We start from the raw sequence: 25,451 nt of genomic DNA, 5'->3' as shown, positions 1-25,451 counted from the left end.
TTTCTACACCTCTCCTGCTGCAGGTTTCATTGCAGCTAAAATATTATTGAGCATCCGTTGGCGGCGTATTTCATTAAAAACCGGTCTGCACTCAGCACTTTGCCATTGCTCCCATAAAAGCGCATATAAATCTTCATCGGCAGCATTGCTGATATAAGCCATAAGCTCAGCAAGCTCTGTCTCGTCAATGATTTGAACTGCGTATCTCTCAAAAAGCATCCTCAAACGTATACTATCCATTTGCGGAGCTTGTATTACAAATTAATACTGGTCACCGGCAGGGTTAACCGGATAAGGGCTTAAATGATTTTCACCAAAATTGACGGAGATTTCTGTAGAAACTTTGAGTATGCAGCAGGCAGGTGTTCATGAAAATCATTAATAGCAAAATAAATTTTAGTTGGAGATCAAAGGGCTCAAAAAAAATCCAGGATGAGAGATTATTATTGAGATAAATTATCAAAGCATATGAAAAAGAACATTTTAAGTTTATGCGTCATGTTAGCCATCACAACTATGGCCATGGCCCAGAAAGTAAAAAGCGGCTCGGTACCTGCACCAGTAAAAGCTGCGCTTATGAAAAAATATCCAACAGCAGGTAAAGCAACCTGGGAAAAGGAAAAGGGAAATTTCGAAGCCAACTGGGGAGGTAAGTCCGGCGAAGATATGTCGGTGCAGTTTACACCTGCGGGTGATTTTATTGAAGAAGTAGTTGCTATTGCACCCTCTGCCTTACCTGCTGGCGTGGCTGCTTATGTTAAGCAAAATTATAAAGGAGCAAAAATCTCGGAAGCCGGAAAAGTAACCGATGCTAAAGGCACGCTGATGTATGAAGCTGAAGTTAAGGGTAAAGACCTGGTTTTTGACGACAAGGGGAAATTTTTAAAAATTGATTAAGACTCCTGAATTTAAAATGAAAGGCCGTTTTACAGCGGCCTTTTTTTATTTATAAAATTCATTCCTATCCTGCCAAAAAGTTTTGTAATCCAAATGAAATAATCATGTAACATATAGGCGATGTTTGATGATCTTGTAGCTTACTCATAAAAAATTCAGAATTGGAGGCCAACTTTGTATCATAATTATCCGGGAAATCATTTTCGGTTACTAATGAATATCAAGTGATTAAGTTGTTCAGGTATATAAGCAGGTTAAGCATTGTCGCCATTATCTTCTTCTCCTTACAGGGAGAGGTGATAATGCGCTATGCCGAAATGTTCAAGACCAAAACCGAACAAAAGGCAAGCTCAACCAAAAAGAACGACGAACACCAGCGTTTAATTAAACTTCAATGCTACACGCAAAAGTTCCACGTACTGGCGTTACCCCAAAAATCAACTTTTACATTCAGCACTCCTTTAAGATACCTGCCGGGCATAGGCGTTCATCACTTTGAAACTATCATCGGCAATCTTGCTTCTCCGGAATCTATTTCCCTGCGGGGGCCTCCTTTCCTTTCTTAACATCCGGTTAATTAAGCGCCTTTCGCGCTGTTGTTTAATTAAATCATAAAGTGATTTCGAATAGAAGTACACTTCTGCGTATTTGTACAATTTGTATTTGACAATCACTTGTTAAATGTGCATGTTATGAATTTATCTCAAAAAATCTTATCCTATATCCTACCATCCCTCCTGCTGTTAACTTTATATTCATGCGGAGGCTCAGGAGCAACGGCTACAAAAAACGCGGCCAAAACTTTTACAACAATGAAACTGGCGCCACGCCAGGCTCAGATTAATGCCGATTACCCTGCATCTATATTGGGGATTCAAAACATTGAGATCAGGCCGAAAATTGATGGCTATATTGAAAATATTTATGTTGATGAAGGCGCTACAGTTAAACGCGGCCAATTACTTTTCAGCATTAACGCTCCACAGTACGAACAAAATGTAGCTACTGCCGAAGCCAATATCAAAATAGCCATAGCCGATGTAAACGCTGCGAAAATGCAGGTTGACAAGGTACGCCCCATAGTGGAGCAGGATATTGTAAGCCCCTATGAACTTAAAGCTGCGCAGTATACTTTAGATTCAAAACTGGCGGCGCTGGCACAGGCCAGGGCGGCACTCAACAATGCAAAAACAAATTTAAGCTACACCACCATCTACAGCCCAGCCGATGGGGTCATCGGGATCCTTCCTTATAAAATCGGAAGCCTGATCACCAGTACAACGGCAAATCCACTAACTACTGTATCCAATATAGAAAGCGTTTATGCCTACTTTTCAATTAACGAAAGTCAGGGGCTCGATTTCTTTTTAGCAGCCAAAGGCGGTACGATGCAACAGAAACTAAGCACACTGCCCCCGGTTACACTGGTGCTTGCAAATGGTACACAGTTACCAGGCAAAGGCAAAGTGGAAACCGCAAGCGGGTTAATTAACTCCGAAACGGGATCTATTAACATGCGGGCTACCTTTAGTAACCCGGGTGGCCTGGTACGAAGCGGCAGTAGCGCCATTGTACGCATCCCTAAAACCGTGCCAGATGCCATTATGGTGCCCCAAAAATCAACTTACCAGATACAGGGGAAGATCTTTGCTTACGTAGTTGACACAGCCAATAAAGTTAAATCGCAGGAATTGGAGATCAGTGCCAGCCCCGGACAGTTTTATGTGGTAAATAAAGGATTAAAGGCCGGACAGCAAATTGTGGTTGACGGTATTGCTTCACTAAGGGAAGGTTTGCAGATCAAGCCTGAAGTATTGAATGCTGATTCGGTTTACCGCAACCCATAATAATTTTCCGTTCACCTTATTTTCACATCATGTTAAAAAAATTCATTGAACGCCCCGTTCTTTCGACGGTCGTTTCCATCATAATCGTAACAATAGGCATAGTTGGTTTATTCACACTTCCTATTTCACAATATCCTGACATTGCCCCCCCAACCGTACAGGTGCAGGCCACCTATAATGGCGCAAACGCCGATGTTGTGCTAAAAACAGTCATTATACCGCTTGAACAGCAAATTAACGGCGTTGAGAATATGGATTACGTAACCTCAACTGCCGGTAATGACGGTACTGCCAACATTACCGTAAGCTTTAAAGTTGGCAGCGACCCTAACCTGGCTGCTGTTAACGTGCAAAACGCTGTTTCAAGAGCAACCGCACTGTTGCCGCAGGAGGTAACCAAAGCAGGCGTTACAGTACAAAAAAAGCAAACAAGCAGCCTCCTCACCTATTCTGTTTACAGTGAGAGCCCTGCATATGATCAAACCTTTTTGCAAAACTATGTGGATATAAACATAGTTCCGGTTATAAAAAGGATCCAGGGTGTGGGCGATGCTTCATTACCCAGCCAAATGGATTATTCTATGCGCATTTGGCTTAATACGCAAAAAATGGCCTCATACGGCCTGGTACCGGCCGATATTAACGCCGCCCTGGCCGATCAGAATATCCAGGCAGCGCCCGGCCAGTTTGGCGAACGCGGCGGACAAGCATTTCAATATGTAATTACATACCCGGGCACGCTTACAGATACTACACAATTTGGCAATATCGTTGTACGGGCAAATTCGCGAAGCAGATTGCTGCGCCTGCGTGATGTTGCCCGGATAGAGTTAGGAGCCCTTAACTATTTTACCACCACACGTATGAATGGTCATGCGGCTGTTTCCATAGATGTATCGCAGATTGCCGGATCAAACGCACACCAGGTAATCCAGGAAACAGTTAAAGCAATGGCCGCCGCGGCAAAAAACTTCCCGCCGGGCATTAAATATGTAACGCTTCAAAATACTGATGATTTTCTTAATGCGTCAATTGATAAAGTACTGCATACCTTACTGGAAGCCTTTATATTGGTTTTTATTGTTGTGTTTCTCTTCCTCCAGGATTTCCGGTCGACCCTTATCCCGGCCATTTCCGTTCCGGTAGCTATTGTGGGCACCTTTTTCTTTCTCAAATTATTTGGCTTTACTATCAACCTGCTCACTTTGTTTGCTATAATCCTGGCTATTGGTATAGTTGTGGATGATGCAATTGTAGTGGTTGAGGCCGTTCACGCAAAGCTGGATGCAGGCTATCATTCGGCAAAGGAGGCCAGCATTGATGCGCTTAGCGAAATCTCAGGAGCCATCGTTTCCATAACGCTGGTCATGTCGGCCGTATTTATCCCGGTTAGTTTTATCGGTGGCTCATCGGGTGTTTTTTATAAGCAGTTTGGGCTTACCTTAGCCATCGCTATCGTATTATCAGCTATAAACGCGCTTACGCTGAGCCCCGCATTATGTGCGCTATTTTTGAAGGGGCACGATAAGGAGAATAAAAAGCTCAGTTTTATTCAAAAATTTTATCTCGCTTTCAATACAGGTTTCGATAAAATCAGCAAGCGATATATCCAGGCGGTCACTTTTTTCAGCCGCAAAGCCTGGATCCCCGTTTCGATGCTTTTAGTTTTCATCATATTGCTTTATTTTATTGCCCGGGCCACCCCTACCGGGTTTGTACCGGCAGAAGATCTTGGCGCCATAAGCTGCGCTATTTCCCTGCCTCCCGGTTCCTCTCTGGACCGTACAGATAAAGTGACCCGTAAAATAGAAGCGCTTGCCCGCTCAATCCCCGAAGTTAACAACATATTGGGCGTAAACGGACGTAATCAGCTTGCCGGGAGCGGTAACAATTACGGCATGGTGATTATGCGGCTAATTCCATGGGATCAGAGGAAAAGAGACATCCAGGCCATTATCAAAGACTTGATAACCAAATCATCAACCATTACCGAAGCCGAAATTAAGTTCACCTCGCCCCCAACAATCCAGGGCTTTGGTGCAACAAGTGGTTTGGCTTTTCAGTTACAGGACAAAACTGGCGGTGATATCGCGAGCTTTTATAAAGTAAATAAAGATTTTCTATCAGCGCTTGCAGAAAGGCCCGAAATACAATTTGTAACAACATCATTCAATCCCAACTTTCCGCAATACCTGATGAATGTTAATGTGCCTAAAATAAAAGAGGCGGGGTTAAACGTTACGGATATTACGGGTGCCATGCAAAGTTATTTTGGTGGTTTGTATGCGTCAAACATCACTCAATTTGGCCAGCAATACCGTGTAATGGTACAGGCATCGCCCGAATACAGGATGACCCCGGAAAGCCTCAACTCGGTATTTGTAAGGAATGCCGCCGGCGATATGGTGCCTATCACCGAATTTGTGACTTTAACCCAGGATTATGGGCCTCAGGCAATCACCCGCTTTAACCTGTTTACCTCTATCAGCATCAACGGCGCACCTAATACCGGTTTCAGTTCGGGCCAGGCGGTTGCCGCCATTCAGCAGGTGGCCGAGCAGCAATTGCCACAGGGCTATGGTTATGAATATTCGGGTATTACACGTGAGGAACTTTCCGGCAACAGCCAAACCATTTATATCTTTTTGCTTTGTTTGGTTTTTGTTTATCTCATATTAAGTGCCCAGTATGAAAGTTATATTCTGCCCCTGGCCATCCTGTTAACCATTCCTATAGGTATAGCGGGTGCCTTCATCTTCGCTTACCTGTTTGGCATTGCCAATAATATCTACCTGCAAATAACGCTGATCATGCTTATTGGCCTGCTTTCCAAAAATGCCATACTCATAGTTGAGTTTGCAATTGAAAGGCGGCGCAGCGGTATGGGTATTATGGAGGCGGCTGTAAGCGGTGCTCATGCCCGGTTACGCCCAATCCTGATGACCTCTTTTGCCTTTATTCTTGGTTTGGTACCGCTGATGCTGGCTACCGGGGCCGGAGCAAATGGTAACCGGTCGATAGGTACAGGAGCCGTTGGCGGCATGCTTATCGGCACGGTGTTCGGCATATTTATTACGCCGGTGCTGTTTATCATTTTCCAAACGTTGCAGGAAAAGCTAAAAAAAACCAATGATACAATTGCAGCAACCGGGATGCCGGCCGGCGAACATGGCCCGGTAAACTTCAATACAAACTCAGCACAATAAACACATGAAAACCATCATAAAAAATATAACATTTGCAGGTGCGCTGGCTATATTGGCGGCCTGCAATGTCACCAAACCCTACCGGGCACCTGATGCCGGCAATACAGCGCTATTCAGGGGATATACCGGTACAGATACCAGCTCCATTGCTAAACTGCACTGGAACGAGGTTTTTACCGATACCATTTTACAAAACCTGATCACAGAAGGCATCAGCCATAATATCGATCTTCAAAAAGCTTATTCGGTAACCAGGCAGGCCCAGGCTTATTTCGATCAAAGCAAACTGGCCTTTTACCCCTCTGTGAATGCAGATGCAGGTTTATCACTGTCGGGTTCTGCAAATCCGCAAAACTTCAGCACCCCGGCAAAAAACCACGTATATGCTACTGAACTTACAGCAACCTGGGAGGCCGACATCTGGGGGAAATTAAAGAGTGCAAAAAAAGCACAATTAGCTTCCCTGCTACAATCTACAGCAAACGCGAGGGCTGTGCAAACTGCATTGATTGCCGACATTGCCAACAATTACTATAATTTGATGGCCTTAGATGAGCAGCTGGCTATTACCGAGCAAAGCGTAAAAAACTGGCAGACTACGGTTAACACTATGAAATCCTTAAAAATTGCAGATGTGGTTACCGGTGCTGCGGTTGTACAAAGTGAAGCCAGTAAATACGCTGTTCAGGTTACTATTCCTGATTTGAAGCAATCAATATGGCAAACTGAAAACATCATCAACCTGTTATTAGGCCGGGTTCCCGGCCCGGTGAAGCGGGCTAAGATAGATGCGCAACAGCCAATAACTATGCTTAACCCCGGTATCCCTGCCCAGATGCTTGCCAACAGGCCAGATGTAATGGCAGCCGAGTACAGCTTCAGGAACGCTTATGAACTAACCAATGTGGCACGTACGTATTTTTATCCGGCCATAACACTTACCGGCTCAGGCGGTTATTCAAGCTATTCTTCTTTCTTCGGTGTAGGTTCATTGGTAGGCAATTTAACGGCAGGCATTGTTCAGCCTATCTTTAACCAGGGCGCCAACAAAACACGGTTGCAGGTAGCCAAAGAGCAGCAACAGCAAGCGTTGTTAAACTTTCAATATACCGTTTTAAGTGCCGGGCAGGATGTATCAAACGCGATGATGTCGTACCAAACCGCCGGAGAAAAGGCTGCCACGAGAGTAAGCCAGCTTGAAAACCTCGAAAAATCTGTGAACTATACGCAGCAACTGGTCAGGTACGGTTCGGCAAATTACACCGAGGTACTTACCGCCGAACAGAGTTTACTCGCTGCCCAATTGAATAGTGTTAATGATCGTCTGCAGCAGTTACAGGCCATAGTTTACCTGTACCGCTCGCTTGGCGGCGGCTGGCAATAAGATGCCATCAAAATCCGGCTCCGTTCTTATATGAGGTTTTATACAATTAGGCGTTTGCCCTGAGCAGGCAAGCGCTTATAATATAGCTCAGCGTAACACTACACTAAAACAATGTAGTAGTAAAACCTATGCTAATGTTCATACTTTGCGGGTTCAATAAACGGTAATTGCCTCTTGGCGCTAAATAAAAATAGGATGGTTCAACGGTTAGCGCAAAATGCTCGGCAAGGTAGTACTCAATACCCGTGGTTAGCTTAAGCGATAAATGATTGCGGCTTACCGGTTCAATGATTATAGTTTCGGGAGTGATTTTAACCCGGTCATAACTGTTTACACCTATTCCTGGTTGTAATAATCCAAACACCCTAAAAATACCTGCTTTATGCCGGTAGCCTGCACCAAGCGAAAATATAGAGGAGGTTAGTTTACCGGTATTGACATTTGTTGGCGAGTTTTGATATACCTGTTTATAATGACTGTTAATGGCATCATAATTAAACCGGATAAAAAATGCGTTCCCCTCCCGGGGCCGAAACTCAAACGCAGTGGTAAGCATAAAACTCTTTTTGAGGTCGAGCGCCGGATTGCCAAACGGAAAACTATAACCCACACCACCTGGAAAATAAAACTTTGATGTGATACTGCTATTTTGAGCGTAACAGCCCGAAGCCCATGTTAATGTTATTACTATCATTAAGAAACAGATTTTCAATAATGAAAACAAGCCTGCAAACGGTTTCCGGATACTGGTTAGCATAGCTTATTTGCGCTCCAGTTTTTGAAAAGGGATTTTGAGAATACTCCGGATCTTACTGTTTTTTTCCGGATCCATGTGGGTATCAACCCCATAAACAGTTTCTTTTTTTCCAAGCTCGGCATAAGTGCCAAACAACCTGTCCCAAACGCTTAAAACATCGCCATAATTACAATCGGTATATGGCAATTGGTAATGATGATGGACATGATGTAGGTTTGGTGTGATAAAAATCAGGCCGATTATCCTGTTAGTTCGTTCGGGTAACCGGAATTGGGTATGGGCTGCAATATTTGAAAATGTTTGTACGGTTTGTCTTAAAACAAGTACGGCTGCTGCCGGCCCCAGCAAAAAAACCCATAGCATTTGAAAGCTCATCCTCACAAATGTTTCCCCGGGATGCTCTCTCACCGTTGTTGATACATCAACCTTTAAATCGCTGTGATGCACAAGGTGAAATTTCCACAAAAAATCAAGCTTATGCATAGTTACATGATAAATGTATTCACACAGGTCCATCAGCACAAACATGGTTATGTAATATGTCCAGAAGTTTTTGTGCATTGGCAAGTAATTGATCAGGCCCCAGTGATGGAGGTTAGTCCACACTGCTATCATTAGCACTATACTTACCATAAGCAGTTGTATGGGCAGCGCTGTAAAAATAAAAAGGAGGTTTATCCTGGTATGTTTAAATTTTTCGTGAGCTAAACCCGCGGTAAAGAATGCTTCGCCGATCCACAATAAAACCATTATTATGGCAAAGTATGCAAGTTGAACAAGATCCTGGTGGTTTGAAAGCAGTGTTTTTATCGTCATTTGTCAGGAGTTTCATACATCTATAAATACCTGGGCTTAACTGCATTCAGCTCTATCCGGGCACCCTTGTAACAAACATATCGACGAATCCTGAACGAATATTGAATTTTACGATTTATTGATTGCCTTTTAACAGATTTTAACTATTTAATTTCCTCAAAACATACAAAAACAATACAAAATTTCAAGCCAGAGATGATTGCATAGCGTAGGTTTTTTAGACTACCGCGAAAAGGCTTTTGACCATCTGATCATAAGCGCCGCGACCGGATGTAGCAAAATACTTTTGTTATAGTATTTGCATTTATAATTTCTTTCTCTACATTTGCAGTGTACTACTAAACTAATACACTACAACAATGATTCAAATAAACAATTTGAATTTCAGCTATGACCGCAAGCGCCCGTTGTTTAAGGATTTAAACCTTACCCTTGGTGCGGGGCATATTTATGGCTTACTTGGTAAAAACGGAGCCGGTAAATCAACCCTGTTAAAAAATATTGCCGGCCTTACATTCCCCATATCTGGCAAATGCACAATCAACGGAGTTGAAAGCTCTAAAAGGTCTGTATCCGTTTTACAGGAGCTTTATTTTATTGCCGAAGAGGTTTACGTTCCGGCCTTAACACCCGCGCAATTCCTGAAACGAACTGCAGGCTTTTATCCTAAATTCAGCACTATTGATTTTTATGGATACCTGAAAACGCTGGATATCGACGACGGCCTGCTAATGAGCAAAATGTCGTACGGGCAGCAAAAGAAAACCATGATCGCTTTTGGCCTGGCAACCAATACCGTCGCGCTTATTATGGATGAACCCACCAACGGCCTGGATATCCCCTCAAAAGTACAGTTCAGAAAACTGATAGCATCTGTTTTAAATGAGGACAGGTGCATAGTAATATCCACTCACCAGGTACGCGATCTCGACAGTCTTATTGATACCGTACTGATCCTGGATAATCACCGGATAGTAGTAGAACAATCTGTTGATGAGCTTACCGAAAAACTGGTATTTGGTTTATACAATGATACCAATGGCCTGCCAGTACTATATGAAGAAGATACGCTTAAGGGTAAATATGCCATTTTACAAAACAACAGCGGCAAGTTCAGTAAAATGGATCTTGAACTTCTATTCAACGCCGCAACCTGTGGCGACAATAAATTATTAAACGCACTAAAGCCATCTGCATATCATGAATAACTTTTTCAGCTTTAAACGTTTCTCCCTTTTGCTTATTAAGCATAGCGCCGAGCATTACCGGACGTATTTAATGTCGATAGGGGTTTTGGCCGGGGTAATGGTGCTTGGTGGTTCGTTCATATTTTACATGATCCCCGGGCCTATGGACGCAGGATTTCAAACCGCATTATATGCCGTATTGATGCTTATTGCCGGCTGCATATTTGCCAGCACCGTTTTTGCCGATATGGGCGATAAAAGAAAAGCTATCCCAGCTTTGAGCCTCCCCGCGTCAACATTTGAAAAATACCTTGTTGGCTGGCTTTACTCCTACCTGGTATTCATAGTTGTGTTTACAGCGGTGTTTTACGTGGTTTTGCTTAGTCTTATTAGTTTAAAACACTGGCCGGGGCACAATAACGAGGTATTCAGTATTTTCCAGGACAGGTTTTCGATAGTGTTTATCATCTTTTCGCTGCTGCACTCCATCAGCATGTATGGTGCTGTTGTTTTTGAAAAACTGCATTTTATTAAAATTGGGTTTGCTTTTTTTATTAGCTATGCACTGCTTATTATTTGCAATACCTTTTTTATAAAATCCATAACAGGCCTTGCAATAACACCAGCTATCCCGTTTGGACTCCTTAATTTCTCGGAACGCGGCACTTATTATAACATAGCCCCAGGTTATGAGCAATCGCTTTGGGTATTTGCGGTGATGGCTGTGGTAGTGTTACTGTTTTGGATAGCCACCTATTTCAGGCTCAAAGAAAAACAGGTTTAAATTAAACAAAATGGAATTTAAGGATAACGAAGCGATTTACCTCCAGATAGCAGCCTTTGTTTGCGATCAGATTTTGATGGGCAAGTGGCCTGCCGATCAAAAGATCCCATCGGTAAGGGATATGGCTGTTGAGCTGGAAGTAAATCCTAATACAGTAATGCGATCATACGAGTTTTTACAGGGACTGGAAATAGTTTACAATAAAAGAGGGCTCGGCCTGTTTGTTGCTGCCGATGGCTTTGCCAAAGTTAAAGCATACCGTAAAGAAAATTTTGTACGCCAAAACCTGCCCGAATTATTTAAAAACATGTACCTGCTTGATATTTCCATAACCGAGATAAGTGAGCAATACACCCAATTTCAAAACAGCCAAACTGCCACAACACCTAAACACAACCAGGATGAAAACAAGTAATAAACTATTAATAGCTGCTATAACTTTGCTCCTGCTATCGACGGCCTTATATGACTTTCAACTCAAAGCCCAGTATAAAAAAGGCGACTTCAGGAATCGCTTTGGCGACTTTATCAATTTAAACTTAAGCGGTTTCAAGATAATTAACCTTAAATCGTCTACTGCTATCAATATCATGCTGGCGAAAGGCCCGTTCAAAGTACTTGCAGACCCTGATGCAATGGAATTTGCCAGGGTTGAAAAGCATGGAGACACACTAATGGTTGAAGCCAGTTTCAGATCAAACTTTCATAACGCACGCACTCCATACGTGCTGTATGTTTCATGTCCGGAGATTTCAGAGGTGATTGCCGATGCGCATTATATAGCTTATGAAAACCACATAACAGATACCCTCGCCGCCGCAGATTTTTCCTGGCGACCAACTGTTATAACAGGTTTTACACTTAATAGCCTCAAATTAAGCCTCAACCATGCCAGTAATATCACGCTCGAAAATGACAGCATCGCAACGCTAAACGCGGTAACCGGTATTGAAAACGGCAGCGCGTCAAACCTTATCCTCGGTATAAACAACCACATTGGCAATGCACGGCTTGATATCAGGAACAAAAGCAGGCTCTGGATTAAGGAAGCAGTAAATACCCGGCTCAATTATCAAATAGCTGATAGTGCCAAACTTATTGTGAACGGCGCATCGCAAAACATTTTAAAATTTAAACAGCCATGAAATTAACTATCGATTCACTTTCAAAAACCTATGCCAATGGTGTACACGCATTAAAAAACGTGTCGCTTACTTTATCAAACGGCATGTTTGGCTTGCTCGGACCTAATGGGGCGGGTAAATCATCACTGATGCGTACCATAGCAACCTTACAGGAAGCCGATTCAGGAAGCGTTTTTCTTGATGACCTCAATGTATTGAAAAACAAAACCGAAGTGAGGCAGCTGCTTGGGTACTTACCGCAGGAATTTGGTGTTTATCCCAAAATATCTGCCGAACGGATGCTTGACCATATTGCCCAGTTAAAAGGAGTAGGCAACACCAGCGAAAGAAATGATCTTGTATCTGGCCTATTGGAAAAGGTTAACCTGTTTAAAGACCGTAAAAAACACCTCGGTACCTACTCGGGAGGCATGAAACAACGCTTTGGCATAGCGCAGGCCCTCATTGGCGACCCGAAATTGATTATTGTTGACGAGCCCACTGCGGGCCTTGACCCCGCCGAGCGTAACCGCTTTTACAACCTGCTTAGTCAATTAGGCGAAAATACCATCGTTATCCTATCCACCCATATTGTTGAAGATGTAAGCACGCTTTGTTCAAATTTTGCCATTATTTGCCAGGGCGAAGTACTTTACGCCGGCGACCCTGAAACTGCGGTAAATGAGCTGAATGGTAAAATCTATACTAAAGCTATCGACCGTTCAGAGATCAAATATTACCGCGATGTTTATAATGTTATATCCACCCAGCTTAAAACGGGCAAACTCCATATCAGGATTTTACAGGAAACCGAACCCCAGGATGGTTTTATCATTGCTGTCCCCAATCTTGAAGATGTTTACTTCGGCAATATTGCCACACGCGTTGATGTAAATACCATGTAATCGCCTAAAAAACAACAAACTATGTTCATGAAAATATTTCTGTTCGAGATCCGGAACCGGGTCCGCAGGCCAGCCTTTTATCTGTATTTTTTAGCGGTATTGCTTTTTACCTTGTTTGCTTTTGCCACAGGCTCATTGCCCGTAGGCGAAAAGGAACATATTAACTCGCCTTTTCTAATTGCGTTTTGGTGCGCGGGAATTACTATGATGATGATGCTCATCAGTTCATCGGTTATGGGGGCGGCAATTTACCGAGATATTGAGTATCAAACTAAAGATTATTACCTCACCTACCCCATTACCAAAGCCGGGTATTTTTGGGGAAGATACTTTGGGTCATTTGTTTTTATGCTCATCATTGCGCTGGCTATTTTACTGGGGATCTATCTTGGTACTATTATCGGCCCTGCGATTGGTAAAACAGACCATGCGCAGTATGGGCCCAATCATTTACAATATTATCTGTATCCTTTTTTTACCATCGCACTGCCAAACCTGTTTTTTACATCTTCGTTATTCTTTGGCCTCGTAGCCATAACACGAAACGTAAAAGTGATCTATTTCGGGGGCATCCTGTTATTCTTGTTTTATTTCATTGCCCTGTTTTTCCTCAATCACACCAACAACACTACGGTAATTGGCATATCTGATCCTTTTGGTATGAACGGTATCAGATATCAAATGAACAACGCTACCGCTACCGAACAAAATAACAACCTCATCCTCATCAGCGGCCCAATGGCCATTAACAGGGCCCTTTGGCCGGGATTAGGGCTTATTATCCTGCTATTTACATATATCCGTTTCAATTTTGAAAAATTCTTTAGCGGCAAACGTGATAAGGCATCAATTGACGAGGTAACAGCAAGAACTGCCGGTAAAGTACTTAAAACTCCTGCGGTAAGTTTCACGGGCAAATACGAACGCCGCGTTTTATCAAACCTTGTAAAACTTGAGCTGCTAAACATCATCCGTGATAATTATTTCTGGATAATTGTGGGTAGCGGCAGCCTGTTTTTAGCTTTTGTGTTCTGGCTGGGCGAACGTAACTATAACATACCCGATTTGCCGCGCACAGTAATGCTTTTGGGCATCTTTAATGATGCTTTTCCCTTTTTCATCTTTTTTATCATCATGTTTTATACCGGCGAAACGCTGCAGCGCGATAAGCTTACCCGTTACGCCTTTATCAACGATTCGTTACCACCGCCCAACCGGGTGTTGAATGGTTCAAAACTGATCCCCCTGCTTATCATTGGTGCCGGACTATCATTCCTCCCACTAATAATAGGTGTAATTGTGCAGCTTATTAAAGGCTATACAGAGCTTAACCTGGCTGCCTATTTTAGTTATATAGGTTTTATACTGCTGCCAAAACTATTGCTGATAGTGGTATTTTGTTACCTTGTGCATGTGCTCATCAACAATAAATTTGCCGCTTATGCTGTAGGTGTAACGTTGTGGGTTGGGGTTTTCTTTATGGAGACGACCGGTATTTTCAACTATCACCTGCTGTTATACTCCTATACACCCAACTCAGCTATTTCAGATATGGATGGTATGGGACATATGGTTGGGCCTATAAGCTGGTTTAATTTGTACTGGCTGTTAGGCGGTGGTATCCTGATCATTGTGTCTGCTTTGTTTTATAACCGCGGAGCGAGCTCATCATTTAAGGAACGATTGAGCCTGGCACACCAGCGGTTCGACAAAAGAACAAGGCTTTTTGCTGCCGTGCTTCTCCCCTTGTTCCTGCTTATTGGTGCTTATAATTATTATAATGTAAGCTATCTAAATAATTACTTAACCCAGGGCGAGCAGGTGGACCGTGCCGCTATCTATGAAAAAACTTTAAAAAAGTACCAGTCGTTACCCCTGCCAAAAGTTACGCGGATAAAAATGAAGGCAGATATTTTTCCGGATAAACAACAGGAATTTGTACAGGCTTTTGTAACTGTAGTAAACAAAACGGATAAGCCTATTTCAAAAATGCTGCTTGATGCCGACGACCTGCATTATTCCCTAAGCATCAATGGCAAGGCAGTTCCTTTTACTAATCCCCTATTTTATTCGCGGGGAATTTTCAACTGGTTCAGGCCTAAGCAGGATACTTCTGATTTTAGGCTATACCAGCTTGAGCAGCCACTTGCTCCCGGAGATTCGACCGTTTTGGAAGTTAACTCTTCTGTAACCCATCAGGGTTTTACCAATGGGCTTTACTCGGTCAATCTGCTGCACAATGGTACTTTCTTTACAGGCGGCCTGCCGGGTTTAGGCTATGACGACGACGACGAACTCAGCAGCCCTTATGAGCGTAAAAAAGCGGGGTTACCCCCTAAAGAACAGGAAGGAGAGATTGCTCAAAACGACCCGGTAGGTATAAGAACACTGAAAGCAGGCAAATCGGCAGATTTATTGAGCCTTGACGTTACCGTAAGTACCTCCGGCGATCAAACCATAGTTACCCACGGCGAACTCATAAAACAATGGAAACAAAACGGCCGCAACTACTTTCATTACGTTCAGGATAAACCGGGGATGTATGTACCATTAGGAATTATATCGGCGCGGTTTGCCGACAGCCGCGATAGTATCATGCTCGGTCATAAAATCTATATCGACATTCTCCATCACCCGGCACATAATGAAAACACCGGCCGTTTTATAGCAGCCTATAAAGAAGCACTTAAATACTATGCCTTGGTTTACGGCGCATATCCGTTTAAAAACATCAGGCTTGCCGAAACATCAAATTACGGTCCGCGTGAAACATCAACAACTACGCTGGATACCTATGCCGAGTATAATGGATGGCATGCTCATTTTACCAACCCCAATGAGTTTGATTACCTGTACTTTACTACAGCGCGTAACATGGCCCAGCAATGGTGGCGTTTCCAGGTAGCGCCAAACAATACCGCGGGCTCGCTGATAATTCCTGAAGGCCTTTCCAATTACGATGCGCTGGTGATGGCCGAAAAAAAATACGGCAAAGCCAATATGCGCTCAATTATGCTTGACCAACTTTGGTATTACCTGTTTGTACGGCGAAGACTTGAAGAAAAAGAACACCCGCTAATCAGGGCCAACCAATGGTTTGAGTGGAGCGGCAAAGCAAGTGTGGCAATGTACGGCTTACGTAACCTTATTGGCGAAGACAGCCTGAACAACGCCCTTCGCGAATTTAAAAATGCCTACGCGTTTAAAAGCCAGCCGCCTTTTGCGGGAGCAAATGATCTTTACCGTTACCTGCAAAAACACGTGCCCGATTCATTACAATATTACCTTACTGATACCTGGCAAAAAGTGACACTTTATGACAGCAAAGTCAACTCGGTAAGCGCTACAAAAATTACTGGCAAAAACGAGTATAACGTAGCTGTAACAATAAATATTGATAAAGTTTGGATAGATGGGAAAGGCAACGATGTACCGGCTGCAAACATGAATGACTATATTGATATCGGTATCTTTGCAGCAGATTCGTCAGATAAATACGGACGGAACCAGGCAAACCTGCTTTATCTTAAAAAATATAAACTGACACGCGGGCAACACCGGTTTAATATTATTGTAAAAGGCAAACCAAATGCTGTTGGCGTTGACCCATTTGGCACGCTGGTAGACAGGAACCCAAATGATAACATGAAAACTATTGACCAGGTTAACTAAAGTAACAGCCGGCGAAAACGCGCTAATATGCTTTTCGCCGGCTATTAACATCAATATACAGGGTAATGCCTACTGCCCTCTCAAAGGCGCCTCGGCATGAAGATGATGTGTTTTTTGGATCAGGACATGGGCTTCAGTCCTGTTATGCCCCGGTGGCGCCAAAAGCAGACTGGTTTTAGACAAGCCCGACCACAAGGTTTGATTTTGAAATGCAATGGTGCAGCCGCCACGTTTTCTTTGCGAAATCATACGGTTAATATCACCAACACAAATCCAGGGATCGTGTAATGTAACTCCCCATTTGGCATGGTCATGCGTTTCGGGCCAGGCCCAGTGTGCTCCCATAAAACCTAAGTTGATGTACTTAATGTCAAAAGTTTTATGAATACCATCACTATCGGCAATAGGTGGAATAGGGCCCCGGATCCAGGTTTCAACGTCGATATCATCATTTAGTGTAGGTCCAACCAAATCGTTCCAAAAATCTTTATTCCATTCCCTGTTCTTAGCTATAACCTTAAATGGCATACCGCCAATAGATTTTAAATCAATAGAGTCGCCCAGTGCAGTTGGGTGGTTTGCTAACGGTTGTGTTAATTTAAAAAGATCGGCTGTTTCAGGCAGGTTAGCTGTATTATGGAAATAAATCTGCGGCTCCTGGTGATTTACCATTTGCTTGGCGATAAGGTTAGCTGTATCCAAATCCAATGAAATACACAAATAGGTTTGCCCATATTTGGGGGTAGGATCTTTGATTGCACCCGGCTCAGCAAATTTTGGCCACGAATGAAGCAACCAAAACCCTGTTTTGGATTCTGTATCAAACACCAATGCACCTTTGGTATGCCCCCTGGTACCATCATCATGTTTATTAAGGCTTTCGGGCATCTCGTCATTGTAAAGAATCCATCCGGTGGTTGGTTCAGGCGATTTGAAATTTTTAAACACCGAATCCATTGTAAGATTAAGTGCCCCCTTGTCGCCATTCAAAACATTAGGTGATTTGATTATTGTTCTTTGCCGGGGATCGGCGTTTGCATCGATAGTGGAGTCGTAATAAACGTATTCATACCCCGTAGCTTTGTCGTTGCCCACACCACCATCAAGTTGCGGAACTTTGTAAATAAACCACCAGTCAACTGGGGCGCCATTTTCATCAAGCGCAGAAATTTTCATAATTTTTTTGGTTAGGTTGTAAAATTGTTTGATTAATTGCTTGCAGGCGTTGATGAGGTTTACAATAAAGATAAGGCAATATTATGAACACGGGCCCCCGTATTTTCACGGTATTTTCAAGGTGTTTTTACCGTATTTTTACGTATGTAATCTTAGGATTTTGTCCTTTAAGGCTATAATAATCAAACAGAATAACACCCGGCACCTTCCAAAATGCATACAAACTACTTGTCACATAACATGAACCAGTGTTATTTATGCAGCCAGTATTACATGACAAGTATTGTAAATTATTGAGATTAGAACCAACTATTTAAAATCAATCATCGTCATCTTTCCCTGCCAGTTTAGCGGGATAAGCCTTTTTGCCCTTAGCTGCAAACCATAATATCCTGTTCATCACATCATCATTACCGCCGTCAATATGATCGTATTCGGGCCTTGATGATAGCTGCGCAAAATGTAAAGCAGGCCCTTTGAGCGAGGAAAAAGGCAGACTGATTTTATTGAGCGGTACCCTGTTTTTTAAACTGGTGTAAGTATATGGAGATGGCTTATTGCCAAAACACTCAAACATGGGCAATGCGGTGGCATCAATAATATTCATGGGCGGTAAACCCAGTATCTGTTCAATGGAACGCACTATACAGGTTTGGTTATAGTTTTTACTCACTTTATGCTGTAACCTGCTGTAAGGGCTGATCACAAACCCTGTAGTACGATAGGCCGATACATGATCCCACCCTGCCTGTGAATCGTCCTCGGTGACAAATATTACCGTATTTTTCCAGAAACGGCTTTTTGAAACGGCTTCAACAATACGGCCAAGTGCCAGATCATTATCCGCTACCATGGCATCAGGTGTAGGGAAGCCGGGCCTGGTGCCTACAGTATGATCGGCCGACAGAGCCATGACCATCAATTGCGGTAACTGATCACCGGGCTTTTGCTCATACCCGTGAAGTTCATTGATAAAAGCGGTAGCCCTTAACTGTTCATTGATTTTGTGTTCATCAGAGCCCGGAAAATTCTGCGACAGCATTGGCCTTACCCGCGATATGGTACTGGTATTTTTAAAAGCAAAAGGCTTGCCTGCTGTATAATTATTATAAATATCGCTCCAGTTCAGCTTATCATCAAAATGCACAGCACAGGCTTCGCCGTAAATCCTTACCGTTTTACCATGATCTGCAGCATTATTCCAGATAAAGCCGTTACCGTCATAAACAAGTGCATCTTCCTGCACATGAGGGTAACTTCTAAACCACGAGCGTACGCTTTTTTCAACGTAATCGGTAACCATGGCGGCATCAGTCCATTGGTGCCCTTCGGCAGAGCATTTACCTGAAACATAATAATTATCAAGCAGCAAAAAATTGCGCGCTAAATCATGTTGATTGGGAGTAACGCTATCGCCATAAATACAAAGCGATTTATTGCCGTCACCTTCCGGCATATCGCCTAAAACCTGGTCATAAGTGCGGTTTTCCTTAATGATATAAAGCACATGGTTAAAAACCGATGGCTCGCCAATGCGCTCAGGTATAGGTTTAGGCGCAATATTTTTGCGGGGCAGGAGCTGTGCTATCTGCTGGCGAAAGCTGAGGTTCAGGTTTTGTACCTTTTGAGTATACTGTTTTAACATGGCATCATTAGGAATACTTATTATTGATACGGTGGCCTTTAAATGATGCGAGTTGTAAGCTGTAACATCTGCTCCTGACGGCAAATCACCTTTTAAATTGCCTTTACCTATCTCATCGGTGCCTATCCTTGAGCCCTCACCCTCCAGGTTGGTTACAAATAAATTATTGCCGTCAACCGCCAGTCCGCCCGGGTATGCTTCGGTTGGGATAAAGCCTTTTACTTCATCACTGCCGGTTCCTTTAAGTGATGTTTTACTGCCCAGTTTCACTACGGCCACAGCGTTATCTAAACCATTGGCTACATACAGCATAGTGCCATCAGCATTTATAGCTAAAGCATTTGGCGAATCGCCTATATAACTTTTTTTGCCAGGATTTAATTTCACATCAATAGCCGCTACATTTTGCAGCGAACTTGTTGAAATTACCGATACCATATCGCTGTTACCATTGGCTACATAAACAAAAGCCTCATCGGTACTATTAATAATAGCATTGGGATGCAAGCCTACAATGATTTCCTTAATCAAATCCCCCTTAGCTAAATCCATGACCATTACTGTTCCCAGCGCCGTTGCCCCTGTTTTGGGATCGATATAAGCCTTGCCATAGGGCACACCGGCTGTTTCGCGTTTCAGTGTATCAACAGCTTCAGGACCGGCCCAGTTGGTTAAAAATATTTTGTCTTTTGCTATCGTAAGACCATAAGGTGCAACGCCGGTTGACCTTGTCCAAACAGTTTTATTATCAGTTAAATTGATCTTTACCAGTTGATTGTTCCCGTTTAAAACCACGTACAAATAGTTTACGCCATTTTCTTTATTGATAGCCAAATCGTTAGGCAACGCCAATGGTGATTCGCCTTCGGCTTTAAAGCTGAAAGTGTTTTGTATACTGATGTTACCATCTTTCCAGATCGCCTGGAAAACGTATGATTTAGAATCTTTACCCTTGCCTGCAGCAGCGCTCCAATATATTTGCGTTTGACCGTCAATATTTACAACTTTTAAGCCGGAATAAGTGCTTGAAAGTCCGCGGAAGCGGGGATCTTGTTTGTAGGTCCAGCGGGTGGTTACTTTTTTTACGGTTGTATCAATTATAGTGATACCATACCGGTCTTCAACGGCAATAAACTTAGTACCGGGTATTAATCTTACATCCATGCTGTGGTTTTCATCAGCAGCATCGCCAAAGGATATCACTGTTCCGGCTGGATCAATAATGCGGTTATAAGGCATTAAAACCGGCAGGATATGCCGGTTAAGAGTGCTATCGTCATAGGCACTGTGCATATTAACCTGCTCATTTTCGGAAACTTGCTTATTACCAGAAATGGTATGGCATGCATAAAGGAATAAGGATAAAACGAAAGTAGATATATACAACAGAGATTTCGGATATTTCATAGTACTAAACTAATCAGTAAAATTACGGCAGGCACATTTACTAAAGGTAAATAATTGATGAAGAATATAATTGTTACATAGTTTATGAAATTGCATTAGTCATTATCTTCTTTTATATAATTGTTATGATATTTACCGGGTAACACATCAAAGCAAGAGTGATCAGGATAATCAGCTACCAGGAAGGCGAAAGCAACCATAATGTCATCATCAAAGGCGCAACTATAACCGACCTTAGCGAAAGTGTTATTGCCGCTCACGCAGCTGTAAGCATTTATTTTGATACACAGAGCTACAGGCAAATACTGGCCAAACACCTTGAAATTAACCAGGGGGCATTTACCAACCAATCGGGCACGGTAGCTTTTCCTGAGGTAATTGTTACCAGCCATGAAGGGCAGCTGGCGCTTTCATGCGGATGCCATGCTACAGGTAATAAACTATGCGAACACCAGGCACAGGTACTATCGGCTATAACACAACGTGATGAGTTACGGGTATTTTTTGATGATAAACTTAGGCATAAGAAAATTCAAAAACTGGCCGCCGATTACGGATTGGAAGAAGAACCTGATCTTGATAAGTTTTTCGAAATACGATCACAGTCTAAAAGTTTTGAGATCATTCCCCGTTCTGCAGCGTTAATGGCCATAACCAAAGAAAGCCTTACCGGCCTGCAAAATATCATTGTAAACGATAATGCCGAACCAATTGGGCAGCCTGGCGACGATACAGACAGAACAACTTGTATAGTACTGAAACAGCACAAATACTATAAGTATTTATTTGTTGAACTATGTAGCGCTCAAAGTACCAAAGATGGAAAAATTAAGAACCCTTTGTTGCCTATAGCCCCGTTAGATCTGATCTGGGAAACGTATGATGCACAACAGCTCAAATTTTTTACCGGGGTACACAAGTTTCAAAACCATATTAACACACAAACAACTGCTGCCGATATCGCAGCACTAAAAGCCATTGTTAAAAATCCATTGGCCTACAGTTTTTATGCGCATGATAACACTGTTTCTGACAAAGTAACGGCGGGCTCAATAGGCCCCGTTCAAGTTAAACCTTTAAAAAGCGACCTGGAGCTTAAAGTAAATACATGGGATGAGTTTTATGAAATAAGCGGCATTCTTAATATAGATGGCTTGTTGTATGACGTAAAAGATCTTGATATCAGGTACACCTATTTTATCGGTATAGGCAATGTGCTTTACCTCGTTGAAAGCCTGCAGGTATTGAATGTAATTGACCTGCTGAAAAAGAAACAGGGAAGTTTGCAGGTACATAAGAGTAAATTTGCCGAGCTAAAATCGCACCTGCTTAACAAGCTGGAAAACAAGCTCCATATTGACTATACTTACATTAAACCTGCAACACAGGAGCAAATAAAAAAAGAGGGTTTTGATCAGCCTGTCGAAAGGATCATTTACCTGTCGGATTTTGGCGCTCATGTCATGATTATCCCGGTGATGCGTTATGGCGAGGCTGAAATCCCCATCCGCACACAAAAGCAGATCTATGGCACCGACGAAAAGGGTAACCAATTTATGGTTAAACGGCGCGATAATGAGGAAATAGCTTTTACAGCCCTGCTTGTAAAACAGCACCCTTATTTTAACGAGCAACTGGATAACGACCTCGATTATTTCTATCTGCATAAAAGGCATTTTTTAGATGAAGAATGGTTTTTAAACGTATTTGACGAATGGCATAACCATAACATAGAAATACTTGGTTTTAACGAACTGGAGGGCAATAAACTAAGCCCTCATAAAGTGAAGATCACTATTAAGGTAGTGAGCGGAATTAACTGGTTCAATACGGTTATCGATTTAAAATTCGGCAAAAAAAGGGCGTCATTAAAACAGGTACACCAGGCAGTAAAAAACAAAAACAAATATGTGCGGCTTGATGACGGCACCCGGGGTATTTTGCCTGCCGAATGGATTGAGAAATTCACCGATTATTTTAATTCGGGCGAGATCTCTGATGGTGATACGCTGCATACCTCAAAAAGTAATTATACAGCCATACAGCAATATTACGATGAGGAAATGCTGGATGAAGATGTACGGAACGAGCTTGCGGTATATAATAAAAAGCTCACCGGCACCGGGATTATTGATGAAATACCGGTACCACCGGGATTAAACGGAACACTTCGCACCTATCAGCGCCAGGGCTTAAACTGGTTAAACTTTTTAGATAACCTTAATTTTGGAGGCTGCCTTGCCGATGATATGGGCCTGGGTAAAAGTATTCAGGTTATTGCCTTTATACTTTTGCAGCGAAGCAAGATTGGAAACAACACCAATCTTATTGTAGTGCCAACCTCACTCCTGTTTAACTGGCAGCAGGAAGTACTAAAGTTTGCACCTTCTATCAGTATTCATACCATTTACGGTGCTGAGCGGCTTAAATACACCAAACATCTGCACCAGTACGAAATTGTGCTTACCTCCTACGGTACTTTATTATCAGACATCAATTTTTTAAAGGACTTTAATTTCAACTATGTTTTCCTTGACGAATCGCAGAATATTAAAAATCCTGAATCGCAGCGTTACAAAGCTGTAAGGTTGTTGAAATCGCGCAATAAAATAACAATAACAGGCACTCCCATCGAAAACAACACGTTCGACTTGTATGGCCAGCTTTCATTTGCTTGCCCTGGTTTATTAGGGAGCAAGCAGTATTTCAAGGATATTTATGCTGTACCTATCGATAAATTTAAAGGCAGCAAACGCGCCGCCGAACTGCAGGAAAAAGTAAAACCCTTTATCCTCAGGCGTACTAAACAGCAGGTAGCAACCGAGCTGCCCGAAAAAACCGAAATGGTGCTTTATTGCGAAATGAAGCAGGAACAGCGTCATATTTACGACTCATACGAGAAAGAATTCAGGGAGTACATCTCGGCCACAACAAACGAGGAACTGAAAAAAAGTTCCATGAATGTATTGAAAGGATTGAATAAACTGAGGCAGATCTGTGATTCGCCGATGCTAATAAAGGGCGAAAAAATACCGGGTGATGCATCGGCCAAGCTGGAGATGCTGATTGAAGAAATAGAAAGTAAAAAGCATCAGCATAAGATCCTCATATTTTCGCAGTTCGTTTCGATGCTCGACCTGATCCGTAAAGAATTAAGCTCCCGCGATATCCGCTTCTCATATCTCACCGGCCAAACCCGCAAACGCGAGCAGGTAGTTAACGAGTTTCAAAACGATCCCGGCATCCGTGTATTTTTGATTAGCCTTAAAGCGGGCGGTACCGGTCTTAATTTAACAGAAGCCGATTATGTTTACCTCGTCGATCCCTGGTGGAACCCGGCCGTCGAAAACCAGGCTATTGACCGTTGCCACCGCATAGGTCAGGATAAGAAGATTGTGGCCGTGAGGCTAATTTGCCCCGGTACTATTGAAGAGAAGATCATGGTGATGCAGCAATCAAAAAAGGATATTGCCAATACCCTGATCAAGCCCGACAGTACTATTTCCAGTTCGCTTTCAAAGGATGATCTACTTGATCTGTTAACATAAAAGCCCTATGTAAATTTGCAGAAGACTTTGGTAACTGGGGGTATAGCTGTTCGGAAGAAGAAAAAAGGAGGATTGTGCGATTCCCTCCCGTGGGAGCTACTGTGTGTACACATCTTTTTAAGTAAAAGAAAATTTCATTTCGATAGAGCAGGGGCGGGCTGAGCGCCGGGGCGAAAGAGAAATCTTATACGACTTGTAGAGCCGTAAGCAAGGTTTAGAGCAGGATGTACAAGATTTCTCCTCACCGCAGTCGCACATTTCCAAACTGGTTCGTCGAAATGACATTCGGTTTTATTGATTAATATTGATTGACAAGATGTGTACACACAGTAGCCCCTGGGAGGGTGTAGGGAGGGGTTTCGTCGACATGCTTAATTGTATGGTAAGTCTAATAAACCCCTCCCTGCCACTACACATTCCTAACGCGCCCCTCCCCGGAGAGGGAATTATAGAGGTTAAACATTTTCTAATCCATATTGCTTTAGCACATCCGGCGGTACCCCCTCCCATTTACCCGGGGAATTTCCTTTATACCCAAGATCTTCGATTCCCATTTTACTGGTGAAGAAACCGATGGCGGTAAGGTCGCGCATTTTACTGAAGAAGACCGCACCGGGCTGCATAGCAGGTTTGGCCTTAAAGGGATAAGCTATTTCGCTGATCAACGCTGTTTGCTGTTGCGGTGTACAGCTCACAAAATCATTATTATAACGGTTGAGGCTTTGTAAATCCAGCCATTTAAGCCCGCCACGCATAGGCAGTTGGTGCTCCGGTTCATCTTTTACAATAAATTCGATAAAATCAGGCACTTTAGCGTCTGATGCGTTGCCGCTTCGTCCATCCTTAGGGATAATCAGGTTGGCAAGCACCGTGATGGTAGCCATTTCGTGTTTGTCAAAAAAAGTTTCCTTCAATAATGATTCATCGCGGGCTATTTCAAAATCCTGCCTGCCGGTGGTTGCTACATCCCTATTTCCTGTAGTTGCACTTTCTTTAGTATCACTTTTGCAGGAAGCAATGAGTGCCGTTGCTGATAACGTACCTAAACCTATAGCTTTTAAACTGTCTCTTCTGTTCATGTCATCAAATTACAAAG

At 42.9% G+C, this 25,451-nt stretch carries 18 protein-coding genes; 12 read left to right on the top strand and 6 right to left on the bottom strand.

Features of this window, described 5'->3' with window-relative positions; genetic code table 11:
* Positions 1-3: 3 nt before the first annotated feature.
* Entirely contained in the window at positions 4-240 is a 237-nt protein-coding gene (locus tag ACFFGT_RS12010) for a hypothetical protein (protein WP_377022777.1), read from the bottom strand.
* A 228-nt stretch (positions 241-468) separates the two neighbouring features.
* Here ACFFGT_RS12010 and ACFFGT_RS12005 point away from each other — a divergent pair, with 228 nt between their 5' ends.
* The 5 genes from ACFFGT_RS12005 to ACFFGT_RS11985 all read left to right on the top strand — a co-directional run bounded on the left by ACFFGT_RS12005 (position 469) and on the right by ACFFGT_RS11985 (position 7,334).
* Positions 469-897, top strand: coding sequence for a PepSY-like domain-containing protein (locus ACFFGT_RS12005; protein ID WP_377022776.1), 429 nt, complete (start codon positions 469-471; stop codon positions 895-897).
* 224 nt (positions 898-1,121) lie between these two features.
* Positions 1,122-1,463: a hypothetical protein gene (locus ACFFGT_RS12000; protein ID WP_377022775.1), complete on the top strand. Its 342-nt coding sequence runs from the start codon at positions 1,122-1,124 to the stop codon at positions 1,461-1,463.
* Positions 1,464-1,709: 246 nt separating this feature from the next.
* Complete coding sequence (locus tag ACFFGT_RS11995) at positions 1,710-2,744, top strand: efflux RND transporter periplasmic adaptor subunit (RefSeq protein ID WP_377022774.1); 1,035 nt, start codon at positions 1,710-1,712, stop codon at positions 2,742-2,744.
* 29 nt (positions 2,745-2,773) lie between these two features.
* Positions 2,774-5,950, top strand: coding sequence for an efflux RND transporter permease subunit (locus ACFFGT_RS11990; RefSeq protein ID WP_377022773.1), 3,177 nt, complete (start codon positions 2,774-2,776; stop codon positions 5,948-5,950).
* 4 nt (positions 5,951-5,954) lie between these two features.
* Positions 5,955-7,334, top strand: a complete 1,380-nt coding sequence (locus ACFFGT_RS11985) for a TolC family protein (RefSeq protein WP_377022772.1) — start codon at positions 5,955-5,957, stop codon at positions 7,332-7,334.
* Between the two features lie 103 nt (positions 7,335-7,437).
* On the opposite strand, the gene ACFFGT_RS11980 is transcribed toward ACFFGT_RS11985, so the two are convergent.
* Both ACFFGT_RS11980 and ACFFGT_RS11975 read right to left on the bottom strand, forming a co-directional pair.
* Positions 7,438-8,028, bottom strand: coding sequence for an outer membrane beta-barrel protein (locus ACFFGT_RS11980; RefSeq protein ID WP_377022771.1), 591 nt, complete (start codon positions 8,026-8,028; stop codon positions 7,438-7,440).
* A 66-nt stretch (positions 8,029-8,094) separates the two neighbouring features.
* Positions 8,095-8,907 carry a sterol desaturase family protein gene (locus ACFFGT_RS11975; RefSeq protein WP_377022770.1) on the bottom strand — a complete coding sequence of 271 codons (813 nt, stop codon included), beginning with the start codon at positions 8,905-8,907 and terminating at the stop codon, positions 8,095-8,097.
* Positions 8,908-9,266: 359 nt separating this feature from the next.
* Here ACFFGT_RS11975 and ACFFGT_RS11970 point away from each other — a divergent pair, with 359 nt between their 5' ends.
* From ACFFGT_RS11970 to ACFFGT_RS11945, 6 genes are read left to right on the top strand one after another with little or no spacing between them, the layout of a single operon-like run.
* A complete protein-coding gene (locus ACFFGT_RS11970) occupies positions 9,267-10,115 on the top strand; it encodes an ABC transporter ATP-binding protein (RefSeq protein ID WP_377022769.1) in 849 nt (282 codons plus the stop codon).
* Positions 10,108-10,878, top strand: a complete 771-nt coding sequence (locus ACFFGT_RS11965; protein WP_377022768.1) for a hypothetical protein — start codon at positions 10,108-10,110, stop codon at positions 10,876-10,878. Before ACFFGT_RS11970 ends, ACFFGT_RS11965 begins: the two co-directional genes overlap by 8 nt.
* Before the next feature lie 10 nt (positions 10,879-10,888).
* Complete coding sequence (locus ACFFGT_RS11960; protein ID WP_377022767.1) at positions 10,889-11,293, top strand: GntR family transcriptional regulator; 405 nt, start codon at positions 10,889-10,891, stop codon at positions 11,291-11,293.
* On the top strand, positions 11,280-12,023 hold the full coding sequence (locus ACFFGT_RS11955; RefSeq protein WP_377022766.1) for a hypothetical protein: 744 nt from the start codon (positions 11,280-11,282) through the stop codon (positions 12,021-12,023). Before ACFFGT_RS11960 ends, ACFFGT_RS11955 begins: the two co-directional genes overlap by 14 nt.
* Entirely contained in the window at positions 12,020-12,907 is an 888-nt protein-coding gene (locus tag ACFFGT_RS11950) for an ABC transporter ATP-binding protein (protein ID WP_377022765.1), read from the top strand. The genes ACFFGT_RS11955 and ACFFGT_RS11950 overlap by 4 nt, the downstream gene beginning before the upstream one ends.
* Positions 12,908-12,934: 27 nt before the next feature.
* The gene (locus ACFFGT_RS11945; RefSeq protein ID WP_377022764.1) at positions 12,935-16,579 is read left to right on the top strand and encodes an ABC transporter permease/M1 family aminopeptidase; all 3,645 of its coding nucleotides are present in this window, start codon (positions 12,935-12,937) and stop codon (positions 16,577-16,579) included.
* 69 nt (positions 16,580-16,648) lie between these two features.
* Here ACFFGT_RS11945 and ACFFGT_RS11940 read toward each other — a convergent pair whose 3' ends face one another.
* The gene (locus ACFFGT_RS11940) at positions 16,649-17,755 is read right to left on the bottom strand and encodes a deoxyribonuclease II family protein (RefSeq protein ID WP_377022763.1); all 1,107 of its coding nucleotides are present in this window, start codon (positions 17,753-17,755) and stop codon (positions 16,649-16,651) included.
* A 319-nt stretch (positions 17,756-18,074) separates the two neighbouring features.
* Positions 18,075-20,807, bottom strand: a complete 2,733-nt coding sequence (locus ACFFGT_RS11935; RefSeq protein WP_377022762.1) for a bifunctional YncE family protein/alkaline phosphatase family protein — start codon at positions 20,805-20,807, stop codon at positions 18,075-18,077.
* Between the two features lie 158 nt (positions 20,808-20,965).
* On the opposite strand from ACFFGT_RS11935, the gene ACFFGT_RS11930 reads away from it, so the two are divergent.
* On the top strand, positions 20,966-24,355 hold the full coding sequence (locus ACFFGT_RS11930; RefSeq protein WP_377022761.1) for a DEAD/DEAH box helicase: 3,390 nt from the start codon (positions 20,966-20,968) through the stop codon (positions 24,353-24,355).
* A gap of 455 nt (positions 24,356-24,810) precedes the next feature.
* Here the strand turns inward: ACFFGT_RS11930 and ACFFGT_RS11925 are convergent, their stop codons facing one another.
* A complete protein-coding gene (locus tag ACFFGT_RS11925; protein WP_377022760.1) occupies positions 24,811-25,434 on the bottom strand; it encodes a gluconate 2-dehydrogenase subunit 3 family protein in 624 nt (207 codons plus the stop codon).
* Positions 25,435-25,451: the final 17 nt, after the last annotated feature.

Source organism: Mucilaginibacter angelicae (assembly GCF_042434235.1).
GTDB lineage: Bacteria > Bacteroidota > Bacteroidia > Sphingobacteriales > Sphingobacteriaceae > Mucilaginibacter > Mucilaginibacter angelicae.
This window is presented reverse-complemented; position numbering and strand designations above follow the sequence as displayed.

What these genes read in the sequence shown, in the direction of transcription:
- ACFFGT_RS11970 (WP_377022769.1), top strand. Translation starts at nt 9,267, where the DNA reads ATGATTCAAATAAACAATTTGAATTTCAGCTATGACCGCAAGCGCCCG.
- ACFFGT_RS11940 (WP_377022763.1), bottom strand. Translation starts at nt 17,755, where the DNA reads ATGAAAATTTCTGCGCTTGATGAAAATGGCGCCCCAGTTGACTGGTGG.
- ACFFGT_RS11950 (WP_377022765.1), top strand. Translation starts at nt 12,020, where the DNA reads ATGAAATTAACTATCGATTCACTTTCAAAAACCTATGCCAATGGTGTA.
- ACFFGT_RS12010 (WP_377022777.1), bottom strand. Translation starts at nt 240, where the DNA reads ATGGATAGTATACGTTTGAGGATGCTTTTTGAGAGATACGCAGTTCAA.
- ACFFGT_RS11965 (WP_377022768.1), top strand. Translation starts at nt 10,108, where the DNA reads ATGAATAACTTTTTCAGCTTTAAACGTTTCTCCCTTTTGCTTATTAAG.
- ACFFGT_RS11955 (WP_377022766.1), top strand. Translation starts at nt 11,280, where the DNA reads ATGAAAACAAGTAATAAACTATTAATAGCTGCTATAACTTTGCTCCTG.
- ACFFGT_RS11990 (WP_377022773.1), top strand. Translation starts at nt 2,774, where the DNA reads ATGTTAAAAAAATTCATTGAACGCCCCGTTCTTTCGACGGTCGTTTCC.
- ACFFGT_RS11945 (WP_377022764.1), top strand. Translation starts at nt 12,935, where the DNA reads ATGAAAATATTTCTGTTCGAGATCCGGAACCGGGTCCGCAGGCCAGCC.
- ACFFGT_RS11935 (WP_377022762.1), bottom strand. Translation starts at nt 20,807, where the DNA reads ATGAAATATCCGAAATCTCTGTTGTATATATCTACTTTCGTTTTATCC.
- ACFFGT_RS11975 (WP_377022770.1), bottom strand. Translation starts at nt 8,907, where the DNA reads ATGACGATAAAAACACTGCTTTCAAACCACCAGGATCTTGTTCAACTT.
- ACFFGT_RS12005 (WP_377022776.1), top strand. Translation starts at nt 469, where the DNA reads ATGAAAAAGAACATTTTAAGTTTATGCGTCATGTTAGCCATCACAACT.
- ACFFGT_RS11925 (WP_377022760.1), bottom strand. Translation starts at nt 25,434, where the DNA reads ATGAACAGAAGAGACAGTTTAAAAGCTATAGGTTTAGGTACGTTATCA.
- ACFFGT_RS11995 (WP_377022774.1), top strand. Translation starts at nt 1,710, where the DNA reads ATGAAACTGGCGCCACGCCAGGCTCAGATTAATGCCGATTACCCTGCA.
- ACFFGT_RS11985 (WP_377022772.1), top strand. Translation starts at nt 5,955, where the DNA reads ATGAAAACCATCATAAAAAATATAACATTTGCAGGTGCGCTGGCTATA.
- ACFFGT_RS11980 (WP_377022771.1), bottom strand. Translation starts at nt 8,028, where the DNA reads ATGATAGTAATAACATTAACATGGGCTTCGGGCTGTTACGCTCAAAAT.
- ACFFGT_RS11960 (WP_377022767.1), top strand. Translation starts at nt 10,889, where the DNA reads ATGGAATTTAAGGATAACGAAGCGATTTACCTCCAGATAGCAGCCTTT.